Annotated in this window: 10 protein-coding genes; all 10 read left to right on the plus strand. The window is 40.7% G+C overall.

Annotated features, from left to right (window positions below; translation table 11 throughout):
- Positions 1–349: 349 nt before the first annotated feature.
- Positions 350–1,330: an NAD(P)-dependent oxidoreductase gene (locus RAO94_06420; GenBank protein ID MDP8321966.1), complete on the plus strand. Its 981-nt coding sequence runs from the start codon at positions 350–352 to the stop codon at positions 1,328–1,330.
- A gap of 186 nt (positions 1,331–1,516) precedes the next feature.
- Complete coding sequence (locus RAO94_06425) at positions 1,517–1,834, plus strand: MGMT family protein (protein MDP8321967.1); 318 nt, start codon at positions 1,517–1,519, stop codon at positions 1,832–1,834.
- Between the two features lie 50 nt (positions 1,835–1,884).
- Positions 1,885–3,276, plus strand: coding sequence for an MBL fold metallo-hydrolase (locus RAO94_06430; protein ID MDP8321968.1), 1,392 nt, complete (start codon positions 1,885–1,887; stop codon positions 3,274–3,276).
- 221 nt (positions 3,277–3,497) lie between these two features.
- On the plus strand, positions 3,498–4,076 hold the full coding sequence (locus tag RAO94_06435; GenBank protein ID MDP8321969.1) for a TetR/AcrR family transcriptional regulator: 579 nt from the start codon (positions 3,498–3,500) through the stop codon (positions 4,074–4,076).
- A 50-nt stretch (positions 4,077–4,126) separates the two neighbouring features.
- Positions 4,127–4,942, plus strand: coding sequence for a 4Fe-4S binding protein (locus RAO94_06440; GenBank protein ID MDP8321970.1), 816 nt, complete (start codon positions 4,127–4,129; stop codon positions 4,940–4,942).
- Entirely contained in the window at positions 4,942–5,295 is a 354-nt protein-coding gene (locus RAO94_06445; GenBank protein MDP8321971.1) for a cupin domain-containing protein, read from the plus strand. The genes RAO94_06440 and RAO94_06445 overlap by 1 nt, the downstream gene beginning before the upstream one ends.
- Before the next feature lie 14 nt (positions 5,296–5,309).
- The gene (gene hcp / locus RAO94_06450) at positions 5,310–6,971 is read left to right on the plus strand and encodes a hydroxylamine reductase (protein ID MDP8321972.1); all 1,662 of its coding nucleotides are present in this window, start codon (positions 5,310–5,312) and stop codon (positions 6,969–6,971) included.
- Positions 6,972–7,719: 748 nt separating this feature from the next.
- On the plus strand, positions 7,720–12,510 hold the full coding sequence (locus RAO94_06455) for a C25 family cysteine peptidase (protein ID MDP8321973.1): 4,791 nt from the start codon (positions 7,720–7,722) through the stop codon (positions 12,508–12,510).
- 473 nt (positions 12,511–12,983) lie between these two features.
- The gene (locus tag RAO94_06460; GenBank protein MDP8321974.1) at positions 12,984–17,759 is read left to right on the plus strand and encodes a C25 family cysteine peptidase; all 4,776 of its coding nucleotides are present in this window, start codon (positions 12,984–12,986) and stop codon (positions 17,757–17,759) included.
- Between the two features lie 141 nt (positions 17,760–17,900).
- Positions 17,901–18,279 (plus strand): C25 family peptidase propeptide domain-containing protein (locus RAO94_06465; GenBank protein ID MDP8321975.1); only part of this gene is annotated, 379 nt, incomplete at its 3' end.

The raw sequence follows: 18,279 nt of genomic DNA on the forward strand, positions 1-18,279 counted from the left end.
TTTACAACCCTTCTATAATTTGCACTTAGCTGCTTTTAATGTCAAACTTTTTCGCTTATACTGATATAAATTATTTTCTTTAGTAAAAATATTATATATTCATTTTACCAATTCCATCTTTATCCGCTTTCAAAATTTATCTCTACAGGCCTGATGGAAATCTTCCTCCAGAACAACAAAGCACATACTGACATTTTAATGTGAGTACGTGCTTTGTTGTTCCTCTACAGGGGTGTTATATATCCAATAGAAGGGCGAGAGAGTAGAGTTGAATATCGATTCTCAGCTATTTTGTTTGTCAATAATTAGCAGATTTGCTTTAATGGTTTTGAATAAATCGGGAGTAAAAATGAATATCTTTATTTATGGGGAATATACTGACTGGCAAAAAAAGTTTCTTTATGAAGGTCTGGATGATTCTATCAATATTCAATGGGGCACCACTCTGCCGGAAAAGCCTGATTATCAAATACTCATCTGGGGCAGACCGGAAGAAGAATTTATTTCTCAGGCTCCTGACCTGGAATATTTGATTGTTCCCTATGCGGGGATTTCAGCTCAAACTGCTGAAGTCGTCAGGAAATATCCTCATCTTAAATTGCATAATCTGCATCATAATGCCCTGCCTACTGCTGAAATGGCATTTACCCTGCTGCTTACCGCTGCAAAAAGTATTATCCCGGCACATAATAAATTGCAGAAAGGTGACTGGACACCACGTTATGAAGGACTGGCAAACCGCTTGATCGCAGGCAGAAATGTTCTGATTATGGGGTATGGCTCAGTAGGCAGACATCTGGCGGAAATGTGCAGGGGGATGAAAACAAATATCTCTGCCACACGTCATTCGTGTCAGAAAATGTATCAGGAAAATGGCGTGGAAATCCATCCAGCATCTGACCTGGAAATCCTCTTACCAAAAACTGATATACTTTTAGTGACTCTTCCTTTGACTACTCACACAGAAAATATCCTTGATCGTGAGAAACTGGAATTATTACCTGAATCTGCTTTGCTGGTAAATATTGGCAGGGGAAAATTGATAGAAGAACAAGCTCTTTATGACCTGCTGAAATCCGGCAAAATTGCTGCTGCCGGGCTGGATGTGTGGTATAATTATCCCCACTCATCAGCAGATAGACAGCATACATATCCCGGGAACCTGCCGTTTCATGAACTGGAAAATGTGGTGCTTAGTCCACATCGGGGTGGTGCTTTTGCAAATTACGATACAGAACTTCTGCGGGTTCAGCATCTGGCTGACATGCTCAATGAATATTATAAAACCGGCAAAATGCCTAATCAGGTTGATATAAATCGAGGTTATTAATATAACCTAACCTGAGCGATTCTCATTTTCTCATATCACTAATCTTTTTGGCATCTTGAAGTTGCGAAAGGTTTTGAAATACCATTAAGGTATTCCTGCAATTTTTCGCAACTCAATCTGCTCAAAGATATTAGCAATCTGAAACAAAACAGAATCGCTCAGATTAGGTATAATTTAGAGGAAATTATGAGCTCTTATGAAAAGATCTATCAGGTTGTGAGAAAAATACCCCCTGGAAAGGTGGCAACCTATGGGCAGATAGCTGAACTGGCTGGATTGCCGAGACAGGCAAGGCTGGTTGGTTATGCCCTTCACAATACCCCTTCCGGTTCGGATATCCCCTGGCATCGCGTGCTCAATGCCAAAGGTGAGATCAGTCAATATGGTGATGATCAATGGACGGAATATCACCGTTCCCTGCTGGAATCAGAAGGTGTGGTTTTTAATAAAAATGGCAAAATATCTCTTAAAGCCTTCCGCTGGCTGCCAGGAGAAAATCATTGACGGATGATTGCTGATAATAAGTTTAAGAAAAAATCAAAAAGAGAGAAATTATGGCAAAGATTACCTTTCATGGCGCTACCGGTACAGTAACCGGCTCCCGATTCCAGTTAGAAATTGATGATAAAAATATCATGGTAGATTGTGGCATGTTCCAGGGTAGAAGAGAAAACCGTAGAAAGAACTGGGATCCTTTTGCAGTGCCTCCGGCAAGTTTTGATCATATATTTATCACTCATTCTCATATAGATCACTGTGGCTATCTGCCCCGCTTTGTGAAAGAGGGATTCCATGGCAGGATAATCTCATCTCAAGCCACGGCAGATCTTTGTGAAGTGGTGCTGCGCGATAGTGCACATCTTCAGGAAGAAGACGCCAAATGGGCAAATAAAAAGGGATTCAGTAAGCATTCTCCAGCAGAACCGCTTTATAATGGCGAAGATGCTGAAAAAACTATTCCTCTCTTTAAACCTATATTTTATGGTGATATTTATCAGTTATCAGAAAATACCCGGGTTAGATTTCATGATTCAGGGCACATTCTGGGAGCTTCTCTAATCGATTTTAAGACTACAAAAAATGATGCTTCCCGCAAAATTCTCTTTTCTGGTGATCTGGGACGCCCGGAAATTCCGGTGCTTAATGATCCAGACCAGGTTTATAACGTAGATTATCTGATCCTGGAATCTACTTATGGAGATCGCACTCACTCTGATGTGGATGCTGCTGCTGACCTGGAAAGGGTGATCAATGAAAGCCATCAGCGTGGTGGAGTACTGGTGATCCCGGCATTCTCTGTGGGGCGTACCCAGACATTACTTTATCTCATCCGCGAGCTGGAAGAAGATGGAAAAATCCCCAAAATGCCGGTTTACGTGGACTCACCGATGGCAATTGAAGCTTTACAGATCTTTAATAATCATATCCAGGATTTTGATCTTTTTGCCCGGATGCAGAAAATGCAGGGTAAAGATATTTTCCGCACCGCTGATCTGCATATCTGCCGCTCTAAAGAAGAATCCATGAGCATAAATAAAGTGAGATCAAATGCTATTATCATTTCTGCCAGTGGTATGGTTTCTGGTGGTCGCATTTTGCATCATCTGGCAAGAACTCTGCCTGATGCCAAAAACACTGTGCTCCTGATCGGCTACCAGGCTGAAGGTACTCGTGGCAGAACCCTGCAGGAAAAAAAGGAAACAGTTACTATACACGGCAAACATGTGCCCATTACGGCAAAAGTGGAAATGATAGATGGCTTCTCAGGACATGCAGATTATTTTGAAATGCTCGCCTGGCTGATGGCTTTTAATAAAGCACCTAAAAAAGTATTCATAGTTCACGGTAACCCAGAAGCATCCGCAGCCATGGCAGACCACATCCGAGAAACCTATAACTGGGAAGTAGTAATCCCCCAATTAGGTGATAGTTTCCAGCTGGATTAAGTACTTAGAATAAATATAAACTACCTTGCGGATGGTCTTGCACCTCCGCAATGGTGGTGACCAGACCCGACAACTTATTTATACCTTAATTATCTTAAAGTCAACCATTGCGGAGGTTTAGCAACCATTCGCAAGGTTTTAGCTGGGCCTCAAATTAAAAAAACTTGACATTAGTTAGCGTTCACTAACTATTGGCACGCATTAAGAAACAGGAGGTTCAGATGGAACTTACGGAAAGACAGCAGCAGATAGTAAATATCTCAATCGATCTGATCGCCGGTCAAGGTATCCAGAACCTCACTATCAAAAATATATCAAAAGAAGTCGGGTTTTCTGAACCAGCCATCTATCGTCACTTTGATTCCAAATATGATATTATCATGGCAATGCTCGATAGTTTCCAGGATATCTCACGCTTTGTGCTTACTGAAACTGAAAAGCAGGAACTCGATAGCATGGACAAAATAAAAAAATTCTTATTTGACCGCTATCAGAGATTTTCTGCCAACCCCTCAGCAGCCAAAGTAATGTTTGCTGAAGGTATCTTTAGAGACGATCCCCGCTATTCCCAAAAAATGCTGGATATCATGCACCAGCATGCCAGCACTATGCAGAATATCATCCGCGAAGGACAGTTCAAAGGCGAATTGCGTGCCGATATTCCCGCCCGGGAAATGTTTCGTATCATCTTTGGTTCTCTGCGCCTGCTGATCAATCAATGGTGTCTGGCAGACTGTAATTTTGACCTTAATCTGGAAGGTGAACTGCTTTGGAATGCGGTTAAGAAAATGATCACCTGAGTTATATTTTTTTATTTATTATGTTAGTGAATATTAACTAAGGAGAGATAATGAAAAGAGAGATTATTTATATTGATGAGAATAAATGCAATGGCTGCGGGAACTGTATTCCCGGCTGTCCAGAAGGAGCATTGCAGATAATTGACGGTAAAGCCAGACTGGTGAGTGACCTTTTTTGCGATGGACTGGGTGCCTGCATTGGTGATTGTCCACTGGGTGCTATTTCCGTAACTACTCGAGAAGCTGAGGCTTATGATGAGGCGATAGTGCTGGAAAATATCATCAAAGCCGGACCTAATACGATCAAGGCACATCTGAAACACCTGCGTGATCATGATCAGAAGGAATATTTTGAACAGGCTTTGGCAATTTTACTTCGCAAAGGCATGCCAATCCCCAAAATTAATGAGGATACCTGCCCTTCAGGAGGCTGTCCTTCTACTCAGACTCAGACTATTGACCGCATACCACCAAAGGTAGTAGAAAAAACTGTTGCTCAGCCGGAATTACAGACCTGGCCAGTTCAACTGCACTTGCTTAATGCATCTGCACCCTATCTGGAAAATGCTGACCTTTTGATAGCAGCTACCTGTGTTCCGTTTGCTTATCCTGATTTTCACGCTAAATTTATTAAAGGACGGGTTCCTATCGTTTTGTGTCCCAAACTTGATAAAGATATAGATCAATATATAGAGAAACTGGCAATGATCTTTCAAACCCACAAGATAAATTCCGTAACTATTGCCCGCATGGAAGTTCCCTGCTGCGGTGGTACAGAATTCATCATCCAGAAAGCGCTGGAGAAAGCTCAGAAATTTATGATGGTAAAAGTAAATGTGATCTCAATCAAAGGAGAGATAATCTAATGATTATTAATAATTATCACAATCTGCCTCAGGCAGCCAATCCCCATGGTATCCAAAGCTTCAAACTGCATGACTCACAGTATGCCCAGATCATGCACCTGCTCCTGATGCCCGGAGAAGAACTAAAACCCCATATCACACCTGTAGATGTAACCTTCTACGTTTTGGAAGGCAGACCTAATATCTTAGTAGGTGAGGAAAATATTCAGGTAGAAACCGATGATCTGGTGGAAAGTCCCAAAAATATCGTGCACTGTATTTACAATAAGACGGAAGCAAATGTCCGGGTTCTGGTAATGAAGCTTCCCAAACCAAGTGCTGCTACAATTATACTTGATCCAAATAAAAAATAAATAAGGAGATTATTATGAGTATGTTTTGTTTTCAATGTCAGGAAACTATCGGTAACAAAGGCTGTACAATTAACGGAGCTTGTGGGAAAAAGCAGGATGTTGCTAATCTGCAAGACCTTTTGATCTATTCACTGAAAGGATTAGCTATTTTCCGCGCTAAGATTCCACTCGCTATCAGGAAAAAATATGCTGAACCCTGTAATGAAATGGATAAGTTCATCGTAGAAAACCTTTTCTCTACTATCACTAATGCTAATTTTGACCACAATTACTTCATCAAGGCAATCAAAGAAACTATCAAAACACGTGATATTCTGAAGAGCAAAGTTGCTAAAATGGGTCTTAATGCCGGCAAATTTGCCACGCATGATGCTGCTAATTTCACAGTTACTGATGAAGATATCGATGCCAAAGCTACTGCTGTAGGCATTCTCACAACTGAAAATGAAGATGTCCGTTCATTGCGTGAACTCAGTATCATTGGCGTGAAAGGTATGGCTGCTTATGCAGACCACGCTATCCGCTTAGGCAAAGAGATCAAAGAAATCGTCATATTCATCGAAAAGGCACTCATCTCTACTTTAGATGACAGCTTAAGTGTGGATGAACTGATCGCTCTGGTAATGGAAACCGGAAAGTATTCTGTAGATGCCATGGCTGTATTAGATGCTGCCAATACTGAAACTTATGGTCACCCGGAACTCACTAATGTTAATATTGGAGTACGTAAAAATCCTGCTATCCTGATTTCCGGTCATGATCTTAAGGACATGGAAGAATTACTTGAGCAGACTAAAGGTACTGGCGTAGATATCTATACTCACGGCGAAATGCTGCCAGCCAATTATTATCCTGCCTTCAAGAAATACGATAATTTTGTAGGAAATTATGGAAATTCCTGGTGGTTGCAGGGTGAAGAATTTGAAAAGTTCAATGGTGCGATCATCCTGACTACAAACTGCTTAGTAACCCCGAAGAATTCTTATAAAGACCGCATATTTACCACCAATAATGTTGGTTTTGACGGCGTGAAACACATTGCTGCTGCAGAAAAAGGACAGGCAAAAGACTTCTCTGCTGTTATCGCTCTGGCAAAAACCTTACCAGCACCTACGGAAATTGAAACCGGTAGTATAGTTGGCGGATTTGCTCATAATCAGGTATTGGCTCTGGCTGATAAAGTGGTAGCAGCCGTAAAATCTGGTGCTATCAAGAAGTTTGTAGTAATGGCTGGCTGCGATGGACGCCATAAAAGCAGAAACTATTATACAGATTTTGCTGAAGCTTTACCCAAAGATACTGTGATCCTCACTGCCGGCTGCGCCAAGTTCCGCTATAATAAACTGAACCTGGGTGACATCGGTGGCATCCCGCGCGTTCTGGATGCTGGTCAGTGTAATGACAGCTATTCTCTGGCACTAATTGCCCTCAAGCTCAAAGAAGTCTTTGGACTGGACGACATCAATGACCTGCCCATAGTCTATAACATCGCCTGGTATGAACAAAAAGCCGTCACAGTACTGCTTGCCCTCTTATATTTAGGAGTAAAGAATATCCATCTGGGACCAACTTTACCAGCTTTCCTTTCACCTACAGTTGTAGATGTATTAGTTAAAAACTTCAATATCGCCCCTATCACCAATGTGGAAGACGACATCAAATCCATGATAGGATAAATAAGATAACCATGGGCTTCCAAGGTAACAAGCTTTGGAAGCCCATTACTATTTTCAATTAGTATCTGCTTGAGATCAGCAGATACTAAAGATAACAATCACATTCAATTGAAGAAAAACTTTCAGAAATGACTAAACTAATGTTATCAATCAAAGCCATAACTATCAAAATTTTAAACTCAAGCCACAGGGAACCAACAGGGAGGGTGCAGGGGGGGTCAACCTGATACTGTTAGAAAGACATAATTCTTTTATTTATAAAAGTTTAGATGTAATATTGTAAGAAAATTTCCCGGTTTTTTAATTTAAAAGTATTTATGAGATTTAAATAGTTTTATTTCAAAACGAACAATAGATTATTTATCAAAGAATATAGCTTTTCATTTAATAAATTCTGGTTGTGCCCCTGCCCGGTCTTAAGTCCCCGATACATCGGGGCAGGCGTTTCCGGGAATACCGTCCTAACCCAATACCTTTTTTGTGTAGATTTTCAGGCTTTATTACTGGTTATAGTAAAAAAAGTCTTGACTAACAAAAGGACATTTCCTGCTTTAATATTAGAAATATTAAGCAGGAGTCCTATGAAAAGAAGGAGATTCTTAGACCTTGACAGGGAGGGGTTTTCAATAGGTGGTATGCCTTAAGGCTAATAAGTATTCAACTATCATATCGTTACTAGAACTGGGGAAGTCCCCAAAAATAAATATGCGCACAAGAATGAAAAAATATTTTTAAGAAGGATGTAAAAATGAAAAAAAAATTGTTTTTAATTTTTTTACTTATGGCATTCACCGTTTTGACAGCAGCGTGGGTAGAAATCCAAAGTAATCAATCAACAGAGCTTTATACCTGTGACCAGCAAAGTCGTAGTGCGGCGTCAATTGAATTTAATTTAGATGGTTATGAAGTAGAAACTAAAACTTATGATGGGATTGATTATACCTATATAACTTATCCAGAATCCAGTGACCTGCTTGAGACGGGATATCCAGATGTTCCTGTATTTACCAGGGCATTGATAATCCCAGATCAGGGTACACCGGAGCTGAGAATTGTAAGTTTCGAAAAGACAGTGATCAATGACGTGATAATCTATCCGGAAGAAGAGATGCATCATGATGGCGAGGGGAATGTAGATAGATTTGCAATCAATGAAGAATTTTATGGAAGCAGGGGAGTATTTCCTGAAACTATTGCCTGGGCAGGTGAGCCGGCAATCATGCGAGATTATCGTCTTGTACCGATAACCTTCTGTCCTTTCCAGTATAATGCAGGCGACCGCAGTTTAACGATATACAGCAATCTAGTAGTAGAAGTGGAAACCAAGGGCAGAGGCGGAATCAATGCCAAGACCAGAAGTGGTAAAATATCACGTAGTTTTGAGGGCATGTATAAAGCAAATACGTTGAATTATGATCAGGTGGCAATACGTGATGATTATCAGGTGCCAACATTGTTATATATCTGCAATGATAATGATGATGTACTCGAAAATCTTGATTACCTGGTTGAGTGGAGAATTCAGAAGGGATACCAGGTAACAGTAGCCACTACAACCCAGACCGGAACAACCACGAATTCCATCAAGAATTATATCCAGAATGCTTATGATAACTGGGATACCCCGCCAGATTATGTAACAATTATTGGAGATAGCGGCGGTACATTTTCAATCCCAACCTGGTATTCATCAGGTGGTGAAGGAGATCATGCATACAGCCAGTTAGAAGGAAATGATATATTAGGCGATCTGATATTAGGCAGGATCACATTTAGCACCATTGGAACATTCCAGGTGCAGCTTAATAAAATATTACATTATGAGCAGGACCCATATATGGGCGATACATCATGGTATAGCCGGGCATTATTGACAGGTGATCCAGCTCATTCGGGATATTCTACCATAACAGCATGTCAGGCAACTAAGGAATTGATGCTTGATTATCCGGGTAATTTCTGGGGTGATGATAATTTTGTGGAAGTATATGCTCCAAACTTTGCTTCTCAGATGAACAATGCGATAAATCTGGGAGTTTCATATTTTGGTTATCGCGGTTATCTCTATATGTCAGGCTGGGATCCTGGCAATACCACTAATGGTTATATGATGCCATTTGCTGTAATACCGACTTGTGGTTCAAACGATTGGGATAATGGATTAGGCACTGCAGAGCAATTTGCCCAGATGGGAAGTTTAACATTACCTAGTGGAGGAATTGGAGCAGTTGGAACAGCGACTTGGGGAACTCATACCCCTTTCAACAATGCTTTTGCTTTGGGAACCTGGGGTGGAATCTTCCGTGATGACATCTTCAGCATGGGTGGAGCAATTTTACAGGGAAAATATTATTTATGGTTAACTTTCCCGCAGAACCCCGGCAATAATGTGGATAAATTCTCAGTCTTGAATACTCTGATGGGTGAAGCCGCTGTGGACTTGTGGACAGGGGTTCCTCAGACAATTAGTGCTATATATGATGAAGTAATCCCTGAAGGCGCTAATTATTATCAGGTAGCCGTATTGGACTCAATTGGTAATCCGGCAGAAGGTGCCTGGGTGACCTTGACATCAGAAGATTTGGAATTTAAAGCAACCGAGTTCTGCAATACCAGTGGAACAGTGCTGCTTGATTTGGAAGGTGCAGCCAATGGGGATTATACTTTAGTAGTAACCAAGCATGATCATATTCCAATTATTGAAGATGTATCAATTGAGCAAGTGGATTATTTTGTTGATATCAGTGAAGTAAGTTATGATGATGCAGCCGGAAACGGTAATGGCATGGTAAATCCTGATGAATCGATAGATATCATGCTCACTTTGGAAAACACTGGAAATATGGCATTAAGTGGCGTTACAGCCAGTGTGGAATGCAATAATGACCAGATAACCATAATTGGTGATGAAATCAGTTTTGGTGATATTGCAGCCGGCGGAACAGCCAGTTCTACCACAGGTTTTGAGATAGAGACAGCCGCAACTATTCAAGGTGGCGTGGATGTAAGAATGGATATCACAATCACAGATAGTGATGATAATGAATGGGATACCTGGCTGATAGTTCCAATCGAAGCACCCAGTCTTTATGCCAGTGCTTATACAATAGCCGGAAATGGCATAATTGATCCAGGTGAGACAGAAGACATCTATTTCACGTTGACCAATAATGGTAATATGACAGCCAGTAATGTAGATGGTCTGCTTAGTTGCAATAATCAACGCATTACTATTACGGATGATACTGGCAATTTTGGCAATATATCAGGTGGCGGCAGTGGAAATAATTCTACGAACCGGTTTACGATAACTGCCAGCAATGCAATTTTGCCAGGGACTTATATTCCATTTATTATTCATCTCACTAATGCCGATGGATATGATGGATTTGTGACCATGAATGTTCCGATTGGTGAAGCAGATGAAACTGATCCTTTTGGACCGGATGAATATGGTTACTGGTGTTATGATGATGGCGATGTGGATTATGATAAATGCCCTGATTATGACTGGGTGGAAATAGATCCTAACTTTGATGGAGATGGAGAAGCTTTTGACTGGGTAAATGATGTTGACACAGGTCATGGTGCTGGCGAGGGAATATATTCTAATCTGGAACTTCCCGATGATTTCTCATTTACATTTTACGGTGAAGAATATGATGAAATCACGGTTTGTACTAATGGCTGGATTGCTCCCGGCTACCACGAAACCGGAAACTTTATGAACTATCAGATACCAGGACCACAGGGACCAAGCCCGATGATCGCTATTTTCTGGGATGATCTGGCAGCTTATGATAATGAATTATTCTGGTATTATGATGATGACCTGCATTATCTGGTAATAGAATGGTCTGACATTGTTAATGGAGATACAGGTTCAAGTGATACATTTGAAATTATCCTTTATGATCCAATCTTTTATCCCACCACTACAGGTGACAGCGAGATAAAATTTCAGTATCTGGAAGTGAATAATGATAATGTTGGACAGTATCCCAGTAATCATGGTCAGTATGCCACAGTAGGTCTGGAAAATGAAGATTCTATGATTGGCTTGCAATATACTTTTAATAATACTTATCCTGAGGCTTGTAAGACTTTGCAGGATGAGATGGCAATCCTTTTTACTCCTCCTCCAATCCCACCAGATGGACCTTTCCTGAGCGTTAATAATTACTATGTATATTCAGGGGATGATGTCTTTATCGAAGCAGGAGAAACTGCTGTGCTTTCCATGGTACTGGAGAATATGGGTGGAGATTCTGCCAGTAATATTAATGTAGAAATTTCTATAAATGATCCCTATGTGACTGTGATAGAAAATAGTGGCAGTTATGGCATGATAGCACCTAATGGTTTTGGAACCCTGGAAGATGAATTTACTTTTGAAGTATCAGCCAGTGTTCCAGATTTCTATGTATTCTATTTAGAAGCGATAATAAGCTGTGATGAAGACAGTTGGAACTGGATGCTTCCATTCACAGCGTATCTGCCTAATACCTTTGATGTAGATCAGGACAGCATTCATTTTGAGATGATACCGCTATCAACAGACAGTGAAACCTTTACCCTGAGCAATATTGGTGACCTGCCGGTTAATTTTTATGTGCGAACAGATGAGACAACACCTATGCAGCGTGATGTAACTGGTTCTGTGATCACCTGTGACACAGATTCCTTTACACCAGGTGAAGAAGTAACCTGGACATTTAACGTATATAATGCAGCTTCAGATAATGAATGGGTTTCTGATGTATGGCTGGATTTCCCGCTGGGAGTAACTGTGCTGGATGCCAGTGATGTGGTTGGCGGTTCCGGTGGTGATATGATCTGGGATAATACTACTGGTGCCGGACAGCGAGTAAACTGGCACGGTTTGACAGGTAATGACTGGGGAGTTCTTCACAATGGTGAAATAGGCGTATGGGAAGTAGATGTGCTGCTCAGCACAGAATTTGCCGGTGATATGTCATTTGGCTGGGAAGTTGGCGGAGATGGATATGGAGAAGAGCCTCATAACGTAACTGGCGAAATCTATATGCTGTATCCTTTGAGATGGATAAATCTGGATACTTCATCAGGCACATTAGAAGATGGTGATAATCAGGAAATAATCATTAATTTTGATACTAATGATGTGGAAATTGGTACTCATTCCTGCGATATCGTGATCACCTGTGATAGCTGGGATACCAAAATAGTGAACGTAGTATTAGAAGTGGCTGCTGATGAAACTGAAGTGGAAGAACTGCCAGAAGCAGTTACGCTGAATGGCAATTATCCTAATCCCTTCAATCCCGAAACAGAGATCATGTTCCAATTGCCGGATAATACTGATATCAGCCTTTCAGTTTATAACCTGAAAGGACAGCTTGTGAGAACACTGGTGGACAGTTATCTGCCGGGTGGATCACATTCAATTATCTGGGATGGAAAGGCTAATAATGGCGAAATGGTGGGTAGTGGAGTTTATTTCTATAAACTGACTGCTGGAGAAACCAGTGAAACCAGAAAAATGATCTTACTAAAATAAACTGAATAACTTTTGATATAAAAATCCCCGTTTTCTTTAACGGGGATTTTTTTGTCATATTTTCATTATATTGTCAGTAGTAAACAGCTCCTCTGATGCAAATCTGTATTAGGCATATTATCTGGGAATATTTGTCTGGTTGACAGGATTTATATTTTAAGTTACAGGTGATAAACAATTAAAAGCATTTATCAGTAATCCTGCCAATAGTAAAACAACCAGAAAGTGGAGTATAAAGATTAAAAATGTCTTGACTAAGAAAGGGACATTTTCTGCCTTAATTATAGAAATATATAGTAGGAGTCTTATGAAACAAAGGAAATTCTTAGACCTTTACTGGGAGGGGTTTTCAATAGGATTATACCTGCGAACTAGTAACTTATTATCAACCTTATCGATAATAAAAATAAGAAATCATATAAGTTTAAATATGCTAACAAGAAAAAAAAAATCATCTTAATAAGGAAGTTAAAATGAAAAAAAGTTTGTTTTTAATTTTTTTACTGATGTCATTCACATTATTGATGGCAGAATGGGTAGAAATCCAGGGCAATCAGGCAACAGAGCGTTATACCTGTGATCAGCAAAGTCGCGGTGCGGCATCAATTGAATTTAATTTAGATGGTTATGACATAGTAACCAAAACTTATAATGGGATTGATTATACCTATATAACTTACCCAAAATCCAGTGATCTGCTTGAGACGGGATATCCGGATGTTCCTGTATTTACCAGGGCATTGATAATTCCAGATCAGGGTACACCGGAACTGAGAATAGTAAGTTTTGAAAAGACAGTGATCAATGACGTAATAATCTATCCGGAAGAAGAGATGCATCATGATGGCGAGGGCAATGTAGATAGATTTGCAATCAATGAAGAATTTTATGGAAGCAGGGGAGTATTTCCTGAAACTATTGCCTGGGCAGGTGAACCGGCAATCATGCGTGATTATCGTCTTGTACCGATAACATTCTGTCCTTTCCAGTACAATGCAGGCGACCACAGTTTAACGATATACAGCAATATAGTTATAGAAGTGGAAACCAAGGGTAGAGGCGGAATCAATGCCAAGACCAGAAGTGGCAAAATATCACGCAGTTTTGAAGGCGTGTATAAAGCAAATACCTTGAATTATGATCAGGTGGCAGTACGTGATGATTACCAGATTCCCACATTGTTATTTATCTGCAATGATAATGATGATGTACTCGAAAATCTTGATTACCTGGTGGAATGGCGCGAGCAGAAGGGATATCAGGTAACAGTAGCCACTACAACCCAGACCGGAACATCCACGGCCTCCATCAAAAATTATATCCAGGATGCCTATGATAACTGGGATGATCCACCAGAATATGTTACAATATTAGGGGATGCCAATGGATCCTTTACCATACCAACCTGGACTTTGTCAGGCGGTGAGGGAGATCATCCTTACTGCCAATTAGAAGGTAATGATGTACTGGGAGATCTGTTCCTGGGCAGAATAACCTTCAGTTCGATCAATACATTCCAGGTTCAGTTAAACAAGATATTGGGTTATGAAAAGACTCCTTATATGGGAAATACAAACTGGTATAGCCGGGCATTATTAACGGGTGATCCCGCTCATAATTCAGGTTATTCCACTATAACTGTAATGAAGGCAGCCAAGGAATTGATGCTTGATTATCCGGGAAACTTCTGGGGAGATGATAATTTTGAAGAAGTATATGGCGGATCTTTTGCGACCCAGATGGACAATGCTATCAATGAGGGTGTCTTGTATTTTTGTTATCGTGGTTATATTGGTATGTCAGGATGGGGACCAGGAAATACCAGCAATGGGTATATGTTACCATTTGCCATAATTCCTACCTGTGCTTCAAACAGTTGGGCAGGAAATGGAACCTGCGAACAATTCGTACAACAGGGATCAATAACAATGCCAAGTGGAGGCATTGCCGGATATGGAACTACAACAGCCTCAACTCATACACCATTTAATAATGCCCTTGCCCTGGGAGTCTGGGGTGCAATATTCCGTGATGATCTATTTGAAGCCGGCGCTGTTATGCTGCAGGGAAAATATTATCTCTGGTTGACCTTTCCTCAGAATCCGGGTAGTTGGGTAGATTCGTTCTCTCACTGGAGCACTCTTATGGGAGATGCGGCATTAGAATTATGGACAAGAGTGCCGCAGCAGTTGTCTGCAATCTATGAAGATACGATCCCCTCGGGGTCAAACTACTATCAGGTGGCAGTAATGGATTCCATTGGCAATCCGGCAGAAGGCGCCTGGGTAACTCTTACATCAGATGATCTGGATTTTAAGGCAACAGGATATTGCAATGCCGGCGGAACAATCCTGCTTGATCTTGATGGAGCAGAAGATGGTGATTATAATTTAGTTGTTACCAAGCATGATCATGTTCCAATAACAGAAGAAGTTTCTATTGAGCAGGTGGATTATTTTGTTGATATCAGTGAGGTAAGTTATGATGATGCAGCCGGTAATGGCAATGGAATAATCAATCCTGGTGAGACTGTGGACGTAATGGTTACATTGGCTAATACCGGAAATATGGCACTGAGTGGTGTGACAGCAAGCGCGGAATGCAGCAATGATCTGGTGACAGTACTTAGTGATGAGATCACTTTTGGTGATATCGCTGCCGGTGGAACAGCCACAGGAGCAGCAGGATTTGAGATAGAGGTAGCAGCAGCCTTCCAGGGTGGAGTAGATATTAGAATGGATATTACTATCAATGACAGTGATGATAATGAGTGGACAACCTGGCTGATGGCACCCGTGGAAGCACCGAATCTATATGCCAGTTCATTTTCTATTGATGGAGATGGTGTGATAGATCCGGGAGAAACAGAAGAAATATATTTCACATTGACCAATAATGGTAATCTGGGCGCAGATGATGTGAGTGGATTATTGATGTGCAATAACCTCAGGATCACCATTGTCGACAGTATTGGGAGCTTTGGTAATATCGCCGGTGGCGGAACAGGAAATAATGCCACAAACCGCTTTACAGTGACAGCAAGTGCTTCAATATTACCTGGTACTTATATCCCCTTTATCTTAAATCTGACCAGTCCTGATGGATACGATGGATATGTAACCATCAACGTGCCAATTGGCGAAGCAGGACTAACAGACCCATATGGACCTGATGAATATGGCTACTGGTGTTATGATGATGGAGATGTGGATTATGATAAATGTCCCGAATATGACTGGATAGAAGCTGATCCATCTTTTGGTGGAGACGGAACGGGATTATCTATCAGTGCTGGAGGTGGAACTGGAGATTATGAGATGTTTGACTTACCAGCAGATTTCTCTTTTGTATATTATGGAGAAGAATATGATGAAATCTGCATTTGTTCAAACGGCTGGATAGCTCCAGGATACCATGAGACAGGGAACTTTATGAATTATCAAATACCTGGACCACAGGGACCAAGTCCGATGATCGCAATTTTCTGGGATGATCTAGCTGTGAGCAATAATGATGTTTGCTGGTTATACGATGAAGATCTTCATTACCTGGTAATAGAATGGTCACGCATAACGAATGGAGATACCGGAGTGGGAGAAACTTTTGAGATCATCTTATATGACCCTGTATATTACCCCACCACTACTGGCGACAGCGAGATAAAATTCCAGTATCTGGATGTAAATAATAATAATGCAGGTCAATATCCCAATAACCATGGGCAATATGCTACTGTAGGCCTGGAGAATGAAGATTCCCAGATCGGTTTGCAATATACCTTTAATAATAGTTATCCCGATGCCTGTAAAACTTTGCAGGATGAGATGGCAATTCTCTTTACACCTCCTCCAATCCCACCAGATGGTCCTTTCCTGAGTGTTAATAATTATTATGTATATTCTGGTGATGATGCCTTTATCGAAGCAGGAGAAACTGCTGATCTTTCTATGGTTCTGGAAAATATGGGTGGTAATACAGCCACGAATATTAATGTGGAAGTATCAGTCACCGATCCTTATGTGACGGTTACAGAAAATAGTGGCAGTTATACAATGATCCCAGCCAATGGATTTGGGACATTGGAAAATGAATTTACTTTCGAGGTTTCGGGGAATGTTCCCGATTTCTATGTTTTCTATCTGGAAGCAATAATTTCCAGTGATGAAAATAGCTGGAACTGGATGCTGCCTTTTACTGCTTATCTGCCAAACACATTTGCAGTAGATCAGGACAGCATTTATTATGAAATAGCACCATTATCGACAGACAGTTATACATTTACTTTGAGCAATATTGGAGATCTGCCGGTGAATTTCTATGTACGGACAGATGAGACTACACCCGTTGGACGTGATATCACCGGGTCTGTGATCACCTGTGATACAGATTCATTCACACCGGGAGAAGAAACAACCTGGACATTTAACGTATACAATGCTGCTTCAGATAATGAATGGGTTTCTGATGTATGGCTGGATTTCCCACTGGGAGTAACTGTGCTGGATGCCAGTGACGTGGAAGGAGGTTCTGGTGGTGATATGATCTGGGACAACACTACCGGGGTTGGACAGAGAGTGAACTGGCATGGCATGACTGCTAATGACTGGGGAGTTCTTCACAATGGTGAAATAGGCGTGTGGGAAGTAGATGTGCTGCTCAGCACAGAATTTGTAGGTGACATGGCATTTGGCTGGGAGATTGGTGGAGATGGTTATGGAGAGGAACCACATAATGTAACTGGTGAAATATATATGCTTTATCCCTTGAGATGGATCAATCTTGATACATCATCAGGAAATCTGGAAGATGGTGAAGATATGGAAATCACGATGAATTTTGATACTAATGACATCGAAGAGGGTATTCATACCTGTGACGTTGTGATCACCTGTGACAGCTGGGATACTAAAATAATTAATGTGGTCTTAAACGTAACGAATGGAGATGATAATGACAGCAGTGAATTACCAGAAGCAGTAACTTTGAATGGTAATTATCCCAATCCATTTAATCCCGAAACAGAGATCAAGTTCCAGTTACCGGATAATACTGAAATCAACCTTTCTGTCTATAATCTGAAGGGACAGCTTGTGAGAATCCTGATGGATAATTATCTGCCAAGTGGATCACATTCAGTTATCTGGGATGGAAAAACCAATAATGGTGAAATGGTGGGTAGTGGAGTTTATTTCTATAAGCTGACTGCTGGAGAAACCAGTGAAACCAGAAAAATGATCTTACTCAAATAAACTGCAAAATTTTAAAGATAAAAATCCCTGTTTGTTCAACAGGGATTTTTTTATCAACAATGACTTAATTTTCAAATATTTGGCACAATTATTGCTTCCTAAATCAATAAGTAAAAGTAATTAATGTAAAAGGAAGTTAAAATGAAAAAAGGGTTCTTTTTAATTTTTTTACTGATGGCATTCACGCTATTGACAGCAGCTTGGGTAGAAATCCAAAGTAATCAAGCAACAGAGCTTTATACCTGTGACCAGCAAAGTCGTGGTGCGGCGTCAATTGAATTTAATTTAGATGGTTATGACATAGTAACTAAAACTTATGATGGAATTGATTATACCTATATAACTTATCCAGAATCCAGTGACCTGCTTGAGACGGGATATCCAGATGTTCCGGTATTTACCAGGGCATTGATAATCCCAGATCAGGGTACACCGGAGCTGAGAATTGTAAGTTTCGAAAAGACAGTGATCAATGACGTGATAATCTATCCGGAAGAAGAGATGCATCATGATGGCGAGG

The sequence above is a fragment of the Candidatus Stygibacter australis genome (genome assembly GCA_030765845.1).
Taxonomy (GTDB): Bacteria; Cloacimonadota; Cloacimonadia; order Cloacimonadales; family TCS61; genus Stygibacter; species Stygibacter australis.

Excerpts from the sequence above, each read along its gene's own strand:
- RAO94_06420 (MDP8321966.1), top strand. The coding sequence starts at position 350 with ATGAATATCTTTATTTATGGGGAATATACTGACTGGCAAAAAAAGTTT.
- RAO94_06425 (MDP8321967.1), top strand. The coding sequence starts at position 1,517 with ATGAGCTCTTATGAAAAGATCTATCAGGTTGTGAGAAAAATACCCCCT.
- RAO94_06430 (MDP8321968.1), top strand. The coding sequence starts at position 1,885 with ATGGCAAAGATTACCTTTCATGGCGCTACCGGTACAGTAACCGGCTCC.
- RAO94_06435 (MDP8321969.1), top strand. The coding sequence starts at position 3,498 with ATGGAACTTACGGAAAGACAGCAGCAGATAGTAAATATCTCAATCGAT.
- RAO94_06440 (MDP8321970.1), top strand. The coding sequence starts at position 4,127 with ATGAAAAGAGAGATTATTTATATTGATGAGAATAAATGCAATGGCTGC.
- RAO94_06445 (MDP8321971.1), top strand. The coding sequence starts at position 4,942 with ATGATTATTAATAATTATCACAATCTGCCTCAGGCAGCCAATCCCCAT.
- hcp (MDP8321972.1), top strand. The coding sequence starts at position 5,310 with ATGAGTATGTTTTGTTTTCAATGTCAGGAAACTATCGGTAACAAAGGC.
- RAO94_06455 (MDP8321973.1), top strand. The coding sequence starts at position 7,720 with ATGAAAAAAAAATTGTTTTTAATTTTTTTACTTATGGCATTCACCGTT.
- RAO94_06460 (MDP8321974.1), top strand. The coding sequence starts at position 12,984 with ATGAAAAAAAGTTTGTTTTTAATTTTTTTACTGATGTCATTCACATTA.